Source organism: Streptomyces sp. NPDC126497, from assembly GCF_040302425.1.
In the GTDB taxonomy this organism is placed as follows: Bacteria; Actinomycetota; Actinomycetes; order Streptomycetales; family Streptomycetaceae; genus Streptomyces.
Genome location: NZ_JBEORT010000082.1, coordinates 1 through 16,597, shown reverse-complemented (window position 1 = coordinate 16,597; position 16,597 = coordinate 1). Strand labels below are relative to the sequence as shown.

12 protein-coding genes and 5 pseudogenes are annotated in these 16,597 nt (G+C 68.8%); 9 read left to right on the top strand and 8 right to left on the bottom strand.

From position 1 onward, the window contains the following. Positions 1 to 168: 168 nt before the first annotated feature. A pseudogene (locus tag ABTY20_RS26860) lies at positions 169 to 896 on the bottom strand (helix-turn-helix domain-containing protein); the annotation flags it as partial. 755 nt (positions 897 to 1,651) lie between these two features. On the opposite strand from ABTY20_RS26860, the gene ABTY20_RS26855 reads away from it, so the two are divergent. The 6 genes and pseudogenes from ABTY20_RS26855 to ABTY20_RS26830 all read left to right on the top strand — a co-directional run bounded on the left by ABTY20_RS26855 (position 1,652) and on the right by ABTY20_RS26830 (position 7,268). Beyond that, positions 1,652 to 2,212 carry an RNA polymerase sigma factor gene (locus ABTY20_RS26855; protein WP_351999626.1) on the top strand — a complete coding sequence of 187 codons (561 nt, stop codon included), beginning with the start codon at positions 1,652 to 1,654 and terminating at the stop codon, positions 2,210 to 2,212. After that, the gene (locus ABTY20_RS26850) at positions 2,209 to 3,036 is read left to right on the top strand and encodes a zf-HC2 domain-containing protein (protein WP_351999625.1); all 828 of its coding nucleotides are present in this window, start codon (positions 2,209 to 2,211) and stop codon (positions 3,034 to 3,036) included. Before ABTY20_RS26855 ends, ABTY20_RS26850 begins: the two co-directional genes overlap by 4 nt. 66 nt (positions 3,037 to 3,102) lie before the next feature. Next, on the top strand, positions 3,103 to 3,912 hold the full coding sequence (locus ABTY20_RS26845; RefSeq protein ID WP_351999624.1) for an ABC transporter ATP-binding protein: 810 nt from the start codon (positions 3,103 to 3,105) through the stop codon (positions 3,910 to 3,912). Further along, on the top strand, positions 3,909 to 5,306 hold the full coding sequence (locus ABTY20_RS26840; protein WP_351999623.1) for a hypothetical protein: 1,398 nt from the start codon (positions 3,909 to 3,911) through the stop codon (positions 5,304 to 5,306). Before ABTY20_RS26845 ends, ABTY20_RS26840 begins: the two co-directional genes overlap by 4 nt. Further along, positions 5,303 to 5,878, top strand: a complete 576-nt coding sequence (locus ABTY20_RS26835) for a hypothetical protein (RefSeq protein WP_351999622.1) — start codon at positions 5,303 to 5,305, stop codon at positions 5,876 to 5,878. The genes ABTY20_RS26840 and ABTY20_RS26835 overlap by 4 nt, the downstream gene beginning before the upstream one ends. Positions 5,879 to 6,171: 293 nt before the next feature. After that, positions 6,172 to 7,268, top strand: a pseudogene (locus ABTY20_RS26830) (transposase family protein). A 150-nt stretch (positions 7,269 to 7,418) separates the two neighbouring features. On the opposite strand, the gene ABTY20_RS26825 reads toward ABTY20_RS26830, so the two are convergent. Next, the gene (locus tag ABTY20_RS26825) at positions 7,419 to 7,805 is read right to left on the bottom strand and encodes a tetratricopeptide repeat protein (protein ID WP_351999621.1); all 387 of its coding nucleotides are present in this window, start codon (positions 7,803 to 7,805) and stop codon (positions 7,419 to 7,421) included. Between the two features lie 645 nt (positions 7,806 to 8,450). Between ABTY20_RS26825 and ABTY20_RS26820 the strand changes: the two genes are divergently transcribed. Further along, positions 8,451 to 8,708 carry a hypothetical protein gene (locus ABTY20_RS26820; protein WP_351999620.1) on the top strand — a complete coding sequence of 86 codons (258 nt, stop codon included), beginning with the start codon at positions 8,451 to 8,453 and terminating at the stop codon, positions 8,706 to 8,708. Further along, the gene (locus ABTY20_RS26815) at positions 8,708 to 10,540 is read left to right on the top strand and encodes a helix-turn-helix domain-containing protein (RefSeq protein ID WP_351999619.1); all 1,833 of its coding nucleotides are present in this window, start codon (positions 8,708 to 8,710) and stop codon (positions 10,538 to 10,540) included. The genes ABTY20_RS26820 and ABTY20_RS26815 overlap by 1 nt, the downstream gene beginning before the upstream one ends. Before the next feature lie 207 nt (positions 10,541 to 10,747). Here ABTY20_RS26815 and ABTY20_RS26810 read toward each other — a convergent pair. The 5 genes and pseudogenes from ABTY20_RS26810 to ABTY20_RS26790 form a co-directional block, all read right to left on the bottom strand. Next, positions 10,748 to 10,903: pseudogene (locus tag ABTY20_RS26810) on the bottom strand (transposase); the annotation flags it as partial. A 100-nt stretch (positions 10,904 to 11,003) separates the two neighbouring features. Next, a complete protein-coding gene (locus ABTY20_RS26805; protein ID WP_351999618.1) occupies positions 11,004 to 11,417 on the bottom strand; it encodes a hypothetical protein in 414 nt (137 codons plus the stop codon). Between the two features lie 392 nt (positions 11,418 to 11,809). Continuing rightward, a complete protein-coding gene (locus ABTY20_RS26800) occupies positions 11,810 to 13,474 on the bottom strand; it encodes an ADP-ribosyltransferase domain-containing protein (protein ID WP_351999617.1) in 1,665 nt (554 codons plus the stop codon). A gap of 124 nt (positions 13,475 to 13,598) precedes the next feature. Continuing rightward, on the bottom strand, positions 13,599 to 14,267 hold the full coding sequence (locus ABTY20_RS26795) for a macro domain-containing protein (protein WP_351999616.1): 669 nt from the start codon (positions 14,265 to 14,267) through the stop codon (positions 13,599 to 13,601). 303 nt (positions 14,268 to 14,570) lie between these two features. Further along, positions 14,571 to 14,981 (bottom strand): annotated as a pseudogene (locus ABTY20_RS26790) (Tn3 family transposase); the annotation flags it as partial. 126 nt (positions 14,982 to 15,107) lie between these two features. On the opposite strand from ABTY20_RS26790, the gene ABTY20_RS26785 reads away from it, so the two are divergent. Further along, positions 15,108 to 15,581 (top strand): hypothetical protein, encoded by a 474-nt coding sequence (locus ABTY20_RS26785; RefSeq protein WP_351999615.1) that lies wholly within the window; start codon positions 15,108 to 15,110, stop codon positions 15,579 to 15,581. 16 nt (positions 15,582 to 15,597) lie between these two features. Here ABTY20_RS26785 and ABTY20_RS26780 read toward each other — a convergent pair. Further along, a pseudogene (locus tag ABTY20_RS26780) lies at positions 15,598 to 16,488 on the bottom strand (tyrosine-type recombinase/integrase); the annotation flags it as partial. Between the last annotated feature and the right edge of the window lie 109 nt (positions 16,489 to 16,597).

The following is a 16,597-nucleotide window of genomic DNA, read 5'->3' as shown; positions in this document are numbered from 1 at the left end:
GAAGGAGTAGGTAGGCTGGCGTGCTCCTCCACTAGGAGCTGTCCGGGCGATCAAGGATCTCGTTAGGGTGGCTCGGCGGAGGGGCCTGATGAGTGCTGGGGGGATGAGCCGCGCGGAGGCGGTCGTGCTCGTGCAGCGGATCATGGACGCGGACTACGCCCCGGACGGCAGCGTGAAACGCAGGGACTCCATCCGTGTGTCGAAGTCAGCGGCGGGGTTGCGCGCCTGCTGCACCGCCCACTGGCCGGTCGGGTGGGCGGTGACGCCGGTCAGGTGCAGGCCCCGGGTGCCGTGCTCGAGGAACGCCGGCACATGCAGGCGCTTGCCCAGGACGGTGTCGAGGTGGAAGAAGTCCGCGGCAATGATCCCCTCGGCCTGGGCAGTGAGGAACGCGCGCCGGCCGGGGCCGGGGCGGCGTGGGGCCGGGTCGACGCCCGCAGCGTTGAGGATCTGCCAGACGGTGGCCGGTGAGATCGGGTGCCCCGGCCGGGCCGGCTCGCCCTGGATCCGGCGATGGCCCCACCTCGGATTCCCCTCGGCCAGGCGCGGGACGAGCTTCTTCGGCGCGGCCGGGGCGGGGGCCGGCCGGTGCGGCCGCGGCGCTTGGAAGAGTCCCACTTCTTCGCGAGCAGCCTGCGGTGCCAGGCCAGGACGGCGCCGGGCTGGACCGGGAAGACCTGCGCCCGGCAACGGCGCGGTATCAGCGAGGACAGGGCAGCAAACCAGAACCGGTCGGCCGGCTCGTGGCGCACCGGTCCTGCGAGTTGGCGGCGCAGGCCCGTGTTCTCGTGCCGCAGCACGAGCGGTTCGGCTTCCTTCGTGGTGTCGCGGCGCAGCAGTACGCCGGGGACGGCCAGCAGTTTCCGGGTCACCCTGTACAGCAGCGAGACGATCACCATGACAGCCTCCCAGCCGCTACCGACGCTCCAGGACATGGGTACGCACCTGCAGCGATGACTTTCCGAGCGGTACACGATGCCCTTCACGTCGTCGGCGAGCACTGGGAGGCGGTTGTCGAGCAGGTGTTCCTCCTTGCTCGCCAGGACGACGTGCAGGCGGGGGAAGGTCTGGGAGCGGGTGTAGCGGTGGCGCTGCCGGAAGGGGAACGTGCCGCCGATCGTGCCGCAGGCGCCTTCCCAGACGCGGTGCCCGGCGTAGCGCTCGTAGTCCCGGACCTCACTGCGAGGCGGGCTTGGGACACGGTGTCGTTGTCGAGCTCGAAGAGGCGGACCTCGCTGGTTTGGGTCGGCCATGTGAGGACGGCGTCGGGTTGAAGCTGAGGCCGGTCTCCTTGTTGGCGTGGTTGACCTCGACCTGCCAGTCGGTGAGGTGCTTGCGGCCTCTGAAGGCGGAACCATGTCCGTCACTGCGACGTCGTGCGGACCGAACCCGTCTTTCACCGCTTTCGCGCCGGTGCCGGCCTTCGGTTGGGGAGGCAGTTCGTTGCCGTCAGCCAGAGCTTTCTGCCCGCCGGGGTCAGGTTGCAGATTGGATGCCGTCCGGCCTTGCCGTTCGTCAGTCCCGGATAGACACAACGGCCGCCGGTCGAGCACGAACTACTGCCTCCGGTCCAGGCTTCCATGACACTTCACATGTGGCGGGAGTCACAGCGGATGCAAAACCCGCCGACCGTGTGCGACGTCTTGTGGGTGTGAGATCAGCCAGAAAGGCACCGGGCGAGCTGGACGAGGAAGGTCTCGTCCGGCTGGTGGCCAAGGGTGACCGTGCCGCGTTCGAGGAGCTGTACCGGCGTACGTCGCCGTGGCTGGCGGTGCGGCTGCGGCGGCGCTGTGCGGACGAGCAGATTGTCGCCGAGGTGATGCAGGAGACGTATTTGGCGGTGTGGCGCGCGGCGGGTGCGTTCGCCGGGGCGGCGGTCGGGGGGACGGCTGTGGGCTGGCTGTGGACGATTGCGGCTCGTCGGCTCGTCGATGCGTTCCGGCGCAGGGCCCACCACGCGGAGCCGCCGCCCGCTGCCGCCTCGTGCCCCTTGGCGCCTGCTGCCGAGGAGGAGGCGCTTGCGGCGAGTGTCGGGGGTGACGTCGGGGACGCGCTGCGGCGCCTCGCGCCGGAGCTCAGACAGGTTCTGCAGGCCATGGTGCTCGACGGGTTGACTGTCCGGGAGACCTCGGTGCTGCTCGGGGTGCCCGAGGGCACGGTCAAGACCCGTGCCCGTCGGGCCCGGATTGCGATGCGGAAGGCGCTGGCATGAGCGTGGAACACGCGTCGATGCGGATCATCGACGGGTATGCGCGCGGCGATATGAACCTCGCCGCCGACGAGGTGTGGGCTCTGGAGTCCCATCTGGAGACGTGCCGGGTGTGCCGGGACCGGCTGTCGGCCGCCGTCGCGGCGCGGACACCGGCCGTGGTGACGCTGGTCGACACCGTGTGGTCCGACCTCGGACCCCAGTTGGCCGCCGTGACCAGGATGCCGCACCGACGGCGCCGATCGACGCGACTGGCGAGGTGGCTGACGCCCACGATGGTGCCGTGGCTGACCATGGTCATGAGCGTGACACCGCTCGCGCTCCTGCTCGACCTGGTCGGCACCGGCTCTGGCGAGGTGTCACTGGTCCTGCTGTTCGCCCCGGTCCTGCCCGTGTTCGGCGTTGCGGCATCCTGGTCGCGCGGTCTGGACCCGGCGTACGAGCTGACGGCCTCTGTACCGAAGGCGGGGTTGTACTTGGTGCTGCGGCGCACCGCGTCCGTGCTCGCTGTGGTCGTTCCCGCGTTGCTCCTGGGTGGATATGTGGCGGGGGTCGCCTGGATGACGGCCGTGCAGTGGCTGCTGCCCTGTCTGGCTTTCACCTCGACGGCCCTGGCGCTCGGCGGTGTCATCGGCGTGACGCGCGCCGCCATCACGCTGGTGGCCGTGTGGGCCGCCGTCATCGTGGCGCCGACGCTGGCCGCCAGCCGTACGACCTTCGCTCTCCAGACGGGTGGTCTGCCTGTATGGGGGCTGGTTCTCGCACTTGGCATCGGTGTCCTGGTCGTCCGCAGGGGCGCGTACTCCGTGCTCGGTGCCCATCGTTGACGGCCGGAAGGCCAGCCGGAAACGACGACCACAAGCCACCGGAGAAGACCATCGGAAAGGACATGCATGATGCCCGCGATGAACGCGGCTGACCTCGTGCCGACGGCCTACGCCTGGCAGATCCAGGCCACAGGGCTGAAGGTGAGGGCCGGCAGGAGACGGATGGCCGTCGACGGTCTCGACCTGTCACTGGGTACCGGTGTACACGGCCTGCTCGGCCCCAACGGGGCGGGCAAGACTACCCTCATCCGGGCGCTGGCCACCGTACTGCACCCCGCCGGGGGGACCCTGGAACTGCTCGGCGAGTCCGTGGGCGGCATGGGTGAGCACCGTGCGCTGCGCCGCCGGATCGGCTACCTGCCGCAGGAGTTCGGCTACTACAAACGGTTCACCGTGCGCGAGTTCGTCGAGTACATGGCGTGGCTGAAGGAGGTGCCCAAGGCGGAGATCCCCGCAGCGGTGCAGCGCGCCGTGGAGCGGGTGGGTCTGGCGGACCGTGCCGACGAGCGGATGAAGGCCCTGTCGGGCGGCATGGTGCGGCGGGTCGGCATCGCCCAGGCCATCGTCAACGACCCGTCGATCCTGCTGCTGGACGAGCCGACGGTCGGTCTGGACCCGGCGCAGCGGCTGCGTTTCCGCGAGCTGTTGCAGGGGCTGGGCGCGGACACCTGTGTGCTCGTCTCCACCCACCTGGTGGAGGACGTGGCCGCCGCCTGCACCGACGTGGTGCTCCTCACCGAGGGCCGACTGGTCTTCCAGGGCACCCCGGGCGAGCTGGCCGCCGCAGGCGGTCCCGAGCACGTGGGCGACAGCCCGCTGGAGCGCGGCTACTCGGCCCTGCTCCAGGGTCCCGAGCGGGGAAGGGGCGCCTGGTGAACGCACGCATCCTGCGCACCGAGCTGAAGCGCTCCGTCGCCCCCTGGGCCGGCGCCCTGGTCCTGACGAGCGCACTGGCGTTCCTGTACCTGGTGGATGGCGAGTGGTGGAGGGGCACCACGGCGTGGACGGCCCAGTGGACGTCCCTGGCCCTGACCATCCGCGGCCTGCTGTTCTACCTGTGGCCGCTGGCCGTGGGACTCGGGGCCCTGCAGGGTCTGCGCGACCACCGCTCGAGGATGTCCGAGCTGCTGGCGAGCACGCCGCGGCCCACCTGGCACCGCGCGGCCACGATGGCCGGCATGACGGCGGTCACACTGGCGTCGGCCTTCGCGCTCCTCGTCCTCGTCGGCGCGGTCCAGGTGCTCGCCCATACCGAGTACACACACCTCGGGTGGCTGCCGATCTCACTGGTGGGAGCCCTCTCCCTCGCCGCGGGGGCGGTGCTGGGCATGGGGGCCGGTCGCGCCCTGCCGTCCACGCTCACCCCTCCCGCGCTGGCCATGGGAGCCTTCGTGTTCTCGGCTCTGATGCACATGTCATTGGGCCGGACGCAGACGTACACGGCGTCGGGCATTCCGGTCACGGAACCCAACCGGGTCTCGCTGCTGTCACCGGCGGTACAGGAGGTGCGGGACGTACTGGTCACGCTCTCCGCGTCCGTGCACGTCGGGCAGACGATTTGGCTGCTCGGCCTGGCCGCGACCGGCTTCGGACTGCTGACCGCCACCACCTCGCGCACCCGGCTGATCGCCCTGACGCCACTGTTGGCAGGCGCGGTGATCGCCCTGCTCGTCCTCCCTTCCGACCCGCGCCGGATGTACGTCGTCGACGAGGCCGCCGCGGAGCCGGTGTGTGACGGCCCGGTGTGCGTGACGAAGACGCACCAGGGACGGCTCGCCGGACTGGCGGGGCCCGGTAAGGAGGCGCTGCGCCTGCTGCATGAAGCCCTGGGTGACCATGCACCGGTCTCGATCCGGGAGAACACTGCCGTACTGCCGGAGGGCTCCACGCCGCGGTGGTCCCAAAAGAGCGTGCTCTTCGACTTCGACGAGGACGTCATCGCCGCCGCGGAGGGCGAGGAGCTGACCTGGGCCCTGATCGCCAAGGGCATGGTGCCGGGATGTGTCCCCGTCGGCTGGAGCGGCTTCGGAGGGGACCATTTCGCGCGGACCGTCGCGGTGGGCTGGGTCCTCGGGGACCTCAAGTCGCTTCCTGGCGCAGGGCCGGCAAGCCTGCGTCGTGAGGCCGATGCCAAGGCCCGCCCGGTGTGGAGGGAACTCGAGGCGCTTTCGCGGGAGGGACAGCGTGCGCGGATCAATGCGATGCGCGCCGCCGCGTTCTCTTGCGAGGGTGACGCGTTCGACGTGCTGAAGGGCGGTGAGTCCCGGTGAGGTGGCTGATGCTGTACGCACGCTCCCGGCAGGTGCCCGCGTCACTCGCCGCGGTGGTGATCAGCGCGATGACGGTGTGGGCGCTTGCCCAAGACGGCGGCGGAGAGCCGTGGGACCCGCGGCCGCCCGTGCTCGTCCTCGCCGCGGCGGCGATGGCGGTATCGGCCGGGCTCAGCGGGCAGGATCTCGCGCTGGACCGGACGGCCGCGATCCGCTGGGCGCCCCGCAGGGCGGCGCACGTGCTACTCAGCAGCGGGATCGTCGCCACGGTGGTGCTGGCCGTGCAAGCGGTGGGCGAGGACATGGCCACGACTGCGTTCGTCGTCCGGGACAGCGCGGGCCTGATGGGGCTGGCCGCCCTGGGCACGGCACTCTCGGGCGGGCAGTTCGGGTGGACGCTGCCGTTCGCCTGGCTCGCGTTCTCGTTCTTCGCCCCACCCGCCACGAGCGTGCCGATGCAGGTGGCGACCTGGATGCTGCTCCCGCCCGGCACGGCGGCGGGCACCTGGACGGCCCTCGTCCTCACGGTCGCCGGCACCACGACCTACGCCCTGGTGGGGCCGAGACGGTAGCCGCTCCGAACGGTCGAGGACGGAGCGCCGTTCGGACGAGATCGGCGACAGCTTGTGAGCAACTGTGCACAGGTCGGACGATGACGGTGGTCTCCTGCGGTCCACGGCTGGTACGGCGACCACGTCGTCACGCAGTCGGGAGCGGCAGGAGTCGGGCACCGCCGTCAAGGTCCGGCCGAGCCGGACACTGCCCCTGCCGAAAACCTCGTCCGCCCCGGTGAAAGGCGGTGCGCAGGGTGCTCGAGGGGGGTGCTCTCGCGTGCCTGGTGGTTGTATCGACATGATGGCCGGTCATGCTGCTGCGACTGGCTTACCTGACCATGACCCAAGCGTTCGCCATGGTCCGCCTGTTACCGATGAGCGACCGGGACAAGGACGCGGAGATCCTCGCCCTGCGCTATCAGATCACGGTGCTTCAGCGTCAACTCGGCAAAGACGGGGTGCGGTTCATCCCGGGCGATCGAGCGTTCCTGGCGGCGTTGCTGCACCGGCTGCCGTCGGAGGTACTGCGCAGGGTGAGGTTGCTGGTGCGTCCAGATACGGTGCTTCGCCGGCGCCGCGATCTGGTCGCGCGCCGCCACGCTGCCGCTTCCCGGCCGAAGCGCTCGGGAAGGCCGCGGACCGTGCGCCCCATCCGGCTCGTGGTGTTGCGGCTTGCGCGGGAAAATCCTGGTTGGGGTATCGCCGCATCCACGGCGAACTCCTCGCTCTTGGAATCAAGGTGGCCGCCTCCACCGTCTGGGAGATCCTCCAGGAGGCCGGGACAGGCCCGGCACCGGACCGCGCTTCCAGCACGTGGGCGGACTTCCTGCGCTCCCAGGCCCACGCCCTGCCGGCGTGCGACTTCCTGGAGACGGTCACACTGTCCGGGGCGCGCCTGTACGTGTTCGCGGTGATCGAGCACGCCAGCCGCCGGATCCGGATCCTCGGCGCCACTGCGCACCCCACCGCATCCTGGGTGACGCACGTCGCGAAGAATCTCGTCATGGACCTCGAAGACGCCGGCTGCCGGATGAGGTTCCTGATCCGGGACCGGGACGGGAAGTTTCCCGCCCTGTTCGACACCCTCCTCAACAATGCAGGGATCGAGGCAGTACTCAGCGCAGTACGGATGCCGCGCATGAACCCGATCAGGGAACGGTGGGTGCAGACCTGCCGATGCGAACTGCTGGACCGCACCCTGATCTGGAACCAGCGACCCCTGCTCCACGCGCTACGCGAGTTCGAAGACTTCTACCACTCCCACCGGCCCCGTCAAGGCATCGCCAACGCCCGCCCGCTACGCCCCTTGCCGAGGCCGATCAGCGATCCGGAACAGACCATCCACCTCGACATACGACGACGCCAACGACTCGGCGGCCTCCTCCACGAGTATCGATATGCCGTCTGAACTGGGCGGATGAGCTTTTCGGCAGGCGCAAGGCCGATGCTGCCGTAGTCGTACACGAAGGCGGCGTTGTCTCCGTGGTCGAAGAGGAACTGTTCGAGGATGTCGTCCGGCCACTGCAGCGATGCCAGCGCAGGGTCGGCAGCGCCCTGCTCAGTGCCAGGGAGGAGTATGCGAACCGTCCGGATCCAACCCATACGGCCACTGTCTTCCGCCAGTACCAAGTGAGGAATCGCCGGCGTCGGCAGCCTCTCGGTAAAGAGTCTCGGCGCCTTCCCGGTCCCCGGCCTGCTCCCGTATCCGCGCCAGCATGGTCAGGGCAGAGGGGTCACCGGCATCGGCGGCGCGCTCGTAAAGTGTTTCGGCGCCTTTTAGGTCCCCCGCCTGCTCTCGTGCCTGCGCCCGGCTGGTCAGGGCACCGGTGTCGGCGGCCTGCCGAGCCAGGGCTTCAATGTCCAACAAGTCGCTGGATTCCCGACGTATCCGCACCAAGCCAGTCAGGGCATCGATATCGCCGGCGTCGACGTCCTGCGGCCGCATGCTTGGCCGGGCCCTCGTCGGCCGTCCCGGCACAGTCCGTCCCGAGAGCGATTCGTCGGCTGCCGATGGGCCTTTTCCGTATGGGCAGGGGCGAACGGCGGTTTTCGATTTCAGATCCGGAATAGTTGTGTTCGCCGTGGAGGTGAGTGCGCGGTGAGGGGATCCCAGCCGGTAACAGGAATCCCCTCTTCCCCCGCTGATGCCCTGCCGCGCCCAGGAAGGGAAGGAACGGCCGTACTTCGAGGGCGGGGGTTCCGCTTGTTCAGCTCACCATCGTCCCGCTCATGAGGCAAGATCTTCCGCGTTCGGGACACGTTCGGATGCGTTCTGAACTGAAAACAGCCTGGTCAGAGCCTGAATCGCGGGATCCGGTAGTGGCGTGGACGCCTGCTTTACGGGCCGTCTCCCGGCCCGGACGATCCGGTCGTCAGCGGATGAGCCGTCAGGACGTGCCAACACGCCGTGGTATCCGAGCGGAAAATGCGCTTTGCTGAGCGGCGTTTGTTCGGGCTGATCCCAAACGCGTTTAAGGGTTTTCCTCCCTCCCGGCCCAGGCAAGACTGGGTGATGTCCGCATCACGGCCGGTAACCGTGCTGCGATTCGTATTCGGCGATCTTCGCCGCGCCCAGGAGGGGGAAACAACTGTGTCACGACGTATCAGGCGATCACGGCGCCGGCAGGCGGCGTCATCGGAGCAAGCACTGTGCGGCGCGTCCCTCACGCCCGTCCAGCGGATCATCGTCCTGACGGTGGTCCTGCTGGTCGTGGTCGTCCTCGTGTCGAGCGGCCAGCCCGTATGTGACGTCCTCGGGCTGGTCATGGCGGCCGGAACCGCCACCGCGCAGATCAGCCCCTGGCTGGGCGGCCGGCACCCGGCTGCCACCTGCGCGGGAGGCATGTGATGACGCAGCCGGAGGACCGACGCGGCTCGGCGGGCGAGACCAAAACGGGGCCCGACCCGCTGGCCGTACGCAATCAGAAGGAGTTCCGCGACGCGCTGAGTCAGCTGCGCCAAGGCAAGAGCCTCGCGACATTGGCGAGGGACGGCGGGTTGTCGACCAGCAACATCTCGACGGTGCTGAGGATGGACGCCCTGCCCAGCCGGGAGTTCGTGAGCAAGTACCTGCACGGCTGCGGGCTGACCGCAGAAGAGCAGAGACCGTGGTTGAGGTGCTGGGAAACCTTGAACTCCGAGCCGTCCGCCAGGCGCGGCAGGCGGTGGACGCTCCCCGCGGTCGGTGGCCGCGGGCGGCTGCGCGCGGGTCTGGCAGTCGGCACTGCGCTTGCCCTCACCGTCGGTCTGGTGGTGTGGCAGCTGCATGAACGAGACCAGGAGCAGTTCAAGAAGGAGCATTGCGGCACCAGCAATCCCAGCCTGGTGACACAAGCCGACGGGGAGTGCACGGGTGTCACCGACGGCAGCGACGGCGCGACCGTCTTCGGCAGTGATCTGGAGCCCGTCATGGCCGCCATCGGCGCGGAGAACCAGAACGTGGTCGACGGCGGTGACTATGTGACGTTCGCGTTCCTGACGCCGCTGACGTCCAAGGACGCCAACAGCCTGACCGTGGGGCAGTACGTCGCCGAGCTCGAGGGCGCCTACACCGCCGTCGCGGAAGGGAACAAGAAGGACAGCAGGCCCAAGATCCGGCTGCTCGTGGCCAGCATGGGCAGCAGCCAGCGGCACTGGGAACGCACCGTCGACCAGCTGGTGGCCCGCAGGGACAGCGACCGTCTGGTGGCGGTGGTCGGTATGGGCCTGAGCCAGCAGGAGACGGTCGACGCCGCCCGCACGCTCAGCAAAGAGGCTGAGCTGCCCATGATCGGAGACCTGATCACAGCCGACGGATTCGACGCCACCGGCGCGGTCGACGGCAAGGGGCCGATCAACGGACTCGCCCGGGTCGCCCTGTCCAACAGCGACCAGCTCACCGCGATCAGCGAGGAACTCCCGCCCGGCCGGCGCACCGCGGCCCTGGTCAGCACCTCACTGACGCCGAACGGCACCAGGGACCTCTACACCGAATCCCTCGACAAGGGCTTTCGCACCATCGAAGGCCTCAAGAAGCACCTCGACGACCACTCCGACTTCGCCTTCGACCCCCGCGGAGGACCCGACGCCATCCTGCCCACCATCAGCCAGAACTTCTGCAACACCAGCAAGACCATCGACACCGTCTACTACGCCGCCCGCGTCAAGTACCTGCCCGACTTCCTCGACGCCCTGACCAAGCGCAGCTGCCACGCCCAGCCCATCACGGTGATCACCGGGTCGGACGCGGCGGCCCTCGACCCGAAGACGGAGGCGCTCCACGACCCCGACGCGCCGATCACCGTCCTGTACGCGTCCTTTCCCAAGGCGAGCCAGTTCCGCGCCCCCGACAATCCCGGCCGCGGCCTGTACGACGCCTTCGCCAAGGCCTTCACCTCCCCCCACCACGGCCAGCAATTCCCCGCGGACCACCTGACCAGCAGTTACTGGGGCATCGTCGCCTACGACGCCGTGACCACGGCCGCGACCGCCCTGCACAACGCCGCCGCCCACAACCCCTCCGACACCCCCAACCACCACGCCGTGAGGAACGAGCTGTACGCACTGCGCAACAACGCCGTCGCCGGCGCAAGCGGCCACTTCGGCATCGACAAAAACGGCAACCGCACCAACACCGACACCACCACCACCGTCCACCGACTCGGCCGGCCCCTTCCCAGGACGACCCAGCCGAGCAACTGACCATCCACCGTGCGCGTAGGGCGGGCCCGACCAGGTCTGCCCTACCCGCACGTCACCCCTCGGCCGGGCTGGCCGAGCCACCGCCCCCGTGGTCCGGCGCCCTCGTCTCGTCTCATCAGCGAGCCTTTTCCGTCATCGGTCTGAGCCGGCCAGATGCAGGGTCACCACGGCTCGGACAAGGCTTGTGACGCGAGTGGTCGAGCACCGCTGGTAGAGGATCGCGTTCACGATCTCCCGCGTCTCGTAAGCGCCCTGGTGGCCGCTGACCGAGCGGTGCCGGCCCTTCCACGCGGTGATCACCGGCTCGATCAGCGACCACTGCTCGTCCGATAAGTCGCTCGGATACGGCTTGCGTTCACCCACCCGGTCACAGCACCAGGTCAACAAGCGCGGACCGGCAGATTCTGCCCCGCAGCCGCACCATCAGGCGATGGTATATCCACTCAAAGGGTTATGAAACTGGCTAAGAGTGTGATCCACGCAAGCCGGGCGTCCCAAGACGGTTGAAGCCTGCGAGGCGCGGCGAGACGACGAAGGGGAAGGATTCGCCATCGGGGGTCTTGAGAGCCGCCACGATGTCACGGTCCGGTGCACCGAATACCTCGAAGTGCTGCACGGTACAGTGCTCCATTACCTCGCGAATGTACGGATCCGAGAGCCGCCAGTGGGCGCGGATGGCATCGGAGTCGCGGTAGAGCTGGAAGCTGTGCGCCAGCATCCGCTCCTCGTCGATGAAGACCTCGACCATGAGCTGAGGGCCGTGTTCTTGAGCGAATACCACCGCCTGCGTGATGGCGCGCCGAAAACCGTCGAGGTGACCGTCCGTGATGCGCATGGTGTTGCGGAAGAGAATGGTGCTGCTCTTTGCGATCTCCATGCGCCGAGTGTTGCACCTCAACCAAGGTTGAGGTCAAGGGTGCAGCCCAGTCGGGGAACCGGCGACGCCGCCGGGGCTGCTGATGAAGCCCTGGCGGGCCGCCTCGCGCTCTTCTCCGGCACAAAGGACCGAACAGCACCTCCTGCCCGAGCCCAGCGGTGGACCGGACATTAAGTTGTAAACCGGCCTCTTGGAGCCAGTAAGGGAAAGGACGGGCCATGAAATCGATCTCTTTCAGGGAATCGAGCCTCCAACAGACCCGGAGCGATTCACCGAACCGATCAGCCCAGGCCGGCCCACCACCCACTGATCAGAAAACCGCCCCTGGACGGGAATGCCCTGTCGGCCGGCGTCAGACGTGGGTTTTGCCATGCACGCCCGATCCGGAGACGTCATGACACCAGGCCGGCCCCCTCCAGCTCGGTCAGTCGCACGGTGCACAGACCCCCACGCTCGGCCTTCACCTCCGTCACCTTCAACTGCGTCCCCGGCGCGAGGATGTACTCCTCCTCACCCGTGAACGCGGAGAACTGCCGGATCCCCACCGCCCGCGCAGGCGTCACCTCGAACAGCGTCCGCCGGCCACGCCTGCCGAGGAACGCGCGGGCCACACCCGGCTCGGACGTGCACGACGACACTCCCCACCACGTCACCGTCCGCCCCAGCGGGTACTGGGACCGCAGATCCAGCGCCACACCACGCCACAGCGGCCGCGTCTGCGCCGGCAACGCCTCCATCGCCGAGAACAGCAACCGCAGGTACGGCAGGTACGGCACCACGCGCTCGCGGTCCGACGAGCGCAGCACGGCGTTGATCTCGCGGTAGAAGCCCGACTCGCACGTGTACAGGTAGAGGGCCGAGATCGCGTCGGCCGACAAAGCGGCCACGGCCTCCCCGGACAGCGCGCCCGCGGACGCCGCCTCCGCGGCCTTCGTCTCCCCGAAACGGCTCGACAGATCGATATGTCGATCCAGGTGCGCGAGCACCCGCGAGACCGGCTCGACGGCCTTCCGGAAGTCCACCAGCGGCGTGTCGAACACCCCGGTGACGGGCGGCAGGACAAGGCCCTCGTCCTTGACGCTGGTGAGCCGCTCCAGATACAGCTGGTGCAACTCCATCGTGGACGCGATGAACGCCCCCATCCGCTGCGCGACACCATCGTCCTTGGGCCCGCCGGCCCCGCCCGTCCTCTGGTCCCAGCCCTTCTGCGGCAGCCAGTCGACCGGCTCGGCCCCCACCACCGCCAGGGCGTCGTTCACCTGGGCGAAGTGGTCGCCCTCGCAGAACAGATCGCCCTGCGCGGCCGGATTGGCGTGGTCCAGGTGACGCACCTGCACCCCCGGGTACTTCTCCTCCAGCCGCTGGACGACCCTCTTCAGGCTGCGGGCGTGCGCGCCCCACCAGGCGAACACCACCCCCCGGTCGCCCTCCTCCACCGCAGCCTGCTTCGCCCGGAGGATCTCCTCGACGATCTGCTCGACCACGGGGCGCCAGAACGACGTGTGCCGATCGGTCGCCATCGCCCCGTCCGCGCTCGCCGTGAGGGACGCGTTCAGCAGCAGCACACCCTGGGTGAGCATCGCCTGGAACCACTCGGGCGGCTGAACTGTGTCCTCCTTCTTCAGCAGGGTGCGGACGTCGGCGATCGGGGTCTTCTTGACGATGCCGTACTTCCACATCGCGGCCGCCTTGATGAGGCAGCGGACGCTGACGACCCGGCCGAACCGGCTGTCCTTCCAGTCGTTGAAGGTGTTGTCGAACATCGCGATGCCGGTCGCGCTCTCCGCTCGCGGATAGGGGTTCTGTCCGAAGACGACCACCTTCCACTTCTCCGGCGGATGCGGCTTCAACGCCTGGAACGTCAGCTCGCGCACCGGAACGACCTCAGGGCTGCGCTTCGGGCCGATGAAGTCGGCGGCTCCCGGCTGCGCCTCGATCACCGGTTTGAGCAGCGGCAGCCACGGCTCGCCGCCACCGGTGAACAAGTCGGCCAGTCCCAGGGGATCTCCGGCCGGGGAACCGACGTCGTCCGCGGCCGTCACGTCGACATCACTCACGAGGATGGAACTCCCGATACTCGAGCCGGACGCCTCCACAGGCGCCCCGGCATGCTGAACAGATGCGGCAAGGTCGTCACCGGTGTCCGCGCCCTGGACGGCACTGGCCTGCGAGGCCTCCGGGTCAATGACGAAAGGAAGGCCGCTGCGGCACGTTGATCCGGACCCGCCGTGCGGACCCCGCTCCCTCGATGTCGTCGAGTTGCCTCAGTACAGCGGCCCGCAACTCGTCGTAGTCCGCGAAACCGTGGTCGTGGAAGAGGGTGTAGCCCGTCCACATCAGGTTGGCGCACACCTTCGCGGGCACCTGCCCGGTCTGCGCGCCCATCCCGACGAGGGCCACCGACCGGATGCTGCCCGGCCTCGCCCGGTTCTGTAGATGCACCGCCTGGAAGGCGGCCGCGCAGGCCAGGGCCACGTTCATCGTGTCACTGACGTTCTGTGACGACTGGCGCATGGTGGGCGTCGAGATCAGGTACCGGGGCACATCCGCCCCGGACGGGACGCACACCGCGCTGCCCACCGGCAGCCGTCCGCCGAACCGGTCACGGATCGCCCGTTGCACCCGCACCTGGATACCCGCACCGAGGTACCGCTTGACGACGGCGTCGACCCCACCGTCCATCCGGCCACGCTCGTTGGTGGGTGAGACCCAGGCGTCGGCGCCCACGTCCAGAAGGGAACCCCGCCTGATCTCGACCTCCGGTGTGTCCGCGAACGCGGACCGCCAGGCCGTCACCACCTCGTCGTTGACGTCGACCAGGACAACGCTCAACGCATGCCTGACACGCACGAATTCACCCCTCCCACCCCATGATCTCGAGCGATCCCGAAGCTACCGCGCGCCACTGACAACGCCGTCCGACAGGGTTGTTCAAGCAGAGGAGGGAGGAGCGGGAGCCGATGACGAGCGGTCAGGAGCCCGCCGGCCAGCGTAGCGACACCCGGCCCGCAGAGGTCGTCCAGCGCCACCCGGCACCCCGGCGCGTCCCGTCACCGCAACAACCAGCGCATGGGAACACTCGACGAACCTGATCAGCTCGGGGCGGCTGACACCGACATGATGAAGGGCTATGACGTGCCCAAGGTGGACCCAGTGGAAGATCCTCCGGGCCGGAGCGTGGCCGCCTTCCTGGAGGTTGACCTGCACCGTGATCTGGCGGCGGTAGCCGGGCTCGTCGGCGAGGCGCGGGAGGTGCAGGGTCTTCGCGATCCGCCCGTGGTGGGCGATCGCGTCGCCGAGCGGGGCAGGGCGTCCGTCGCGTGAGAGCCTCCGGATGACGCCGTGGGCGCGGACGGCTCCGGTGCGGACAGAGCCGATGATCCGCAGGATGTCCTCCCAGTGCCGCTCGATGCGCACCGGGTCGTCCCGGCCGCGGGCGGCGTCGGTGAAGGCACCGCAGTCGGCCGTGTGGTCGATGCGCCACAACTTCCGGCCGGGCGGGTCCACCAACTGCGGGACGCAGGCGAACCCGGCCAGGGTGAGCAGACCGAAGACGATGTCGCTGCTTATGTGGACAGTTCAAGTTGATCTTCCTTCGGTGTGTCGCTCGGATCGTTGGCGGTGCCGGTGTCGGCCAGAGAAGCCGCCCGCATAGAGTGAGGTCTTCGGTGGAGTGGCAGGGGTGGGACCGTGGAAATCACCGTCCAGTGGATACGGACGTCCTGGACGAAGCAGTCCCGGGGAGGAGAGGCCGCCGCCCGCAGGAACGCGGCCCCGGTTGGCTTCGCTGTCCCGAATGTGCCGCCCTCGTTTGCCCACGTGGTCCGCATGCATGAGCGAGACGGCTTCGAGCCCCGTGGCGGCCAGGAAGACCTGCGCAAGGTCGACGTCCAGCTGCGCGAAGCCGACGGTCGGTTGCGGGTCCAACCCCGGGTGGAGCCGCTGTTCGGCATACCGCCTCGGCCGCGACGGCCCCCAGCCGTGCGCCTTGCCTCCGGCCAGTGGGTCCGCTGGCAGCTGAACTACCGTTTCAGCAGCGCGGCGGGTGTGCGGGACTGGTCGTACTGGCTGGACACCTTCAACATCGCCTATGGCCCGGTGGATGCCGACGTGTTCTTGTCGGAGCCCACTGTGTATGTAGACGAGCGCGGACCGCTCCGGTAGCTCCGCCACGGGTTGATCACGCACTGGAGCCGGTCCCCTCTGCTTCAGCGTTGAGGGGCTGGCCGAGGTCGGTCAGGAGTCTTTCGATGCGTTCGCTGGTGCAGCGGTGGCGTTCGACCTCGCGGTCCCAGCCGCGTTCGGCCGCATTGTGGGCGAGGGCCAGCTCGACCTCGCGCCGTGCTCGCAGGCGTGGCGCGTATTCGGGTGTGGTGACGAACTTCGCGCAGGCCAGGTAGAGGTCACACTCGCAGGGGCCTTCGGCTGGGAGCCGGAGACAGCGGCCGAGTTCGAGTTCGGTCTTGAAGAAGTTGGTCTTGAGCCAGTCGACCGAGGTGTCCGGCAGTGTGCCGTTGCGCAGTTCGTCGGCGGCCGGGCCGGCGATAGTGGCGCCGGGGCCGAGCACGGCCTGGTAGTCGCGCAGGACTTCCTGGTCACTGATCTGCGCGTAGACGAGGGCCATGTTCACGGAGGTGTGCCCGAGGACCTTCATGATGGTGTGGAGCTTCGCGCCGCGTTCGGCGAGCTGGGTGCCGACGGTGTGACGGAACCGGTGGGCCGAGACGGTGCCGCGGCCGGTGCCGCCACGTCCGCCGGGGCGGACAAGGGCAACGGCCTTGCAGGCGGTCTGGATCGGGGTCTCGAACAGGTAGTACGTCGACAGCAGCTTGCCGTGGCTCATGAACAGGTAGCGGATCTCCTCGCCGGTCCGCTCGTCGGTGAACGGCCGCTCCGGTGCGCTTTTGCGCAGGTGGATGACCTTCTGCAGGGCCTCGGCGGCGTCCTCGTGCAGGGGGACGACGCGCTCCTTGTAGGTCTTGCGGCCGGACAGGCGAAGCCGCGGGGTGCCGTCGGGGTGGCGGTCCAGGCAGTCCAGCGGCAGGCGCTGGATCTCGGTGCGGCGGGCTCCGGACCAGCGGGCGACTAGGGCCTCTCGTTTGGATCAGGTCGGCCGCGACCGACGGTGCGTCGTGGCCGACCCGAGCGGGGCTTGGTGCGTGCAGATGCAAGGCGGAGGA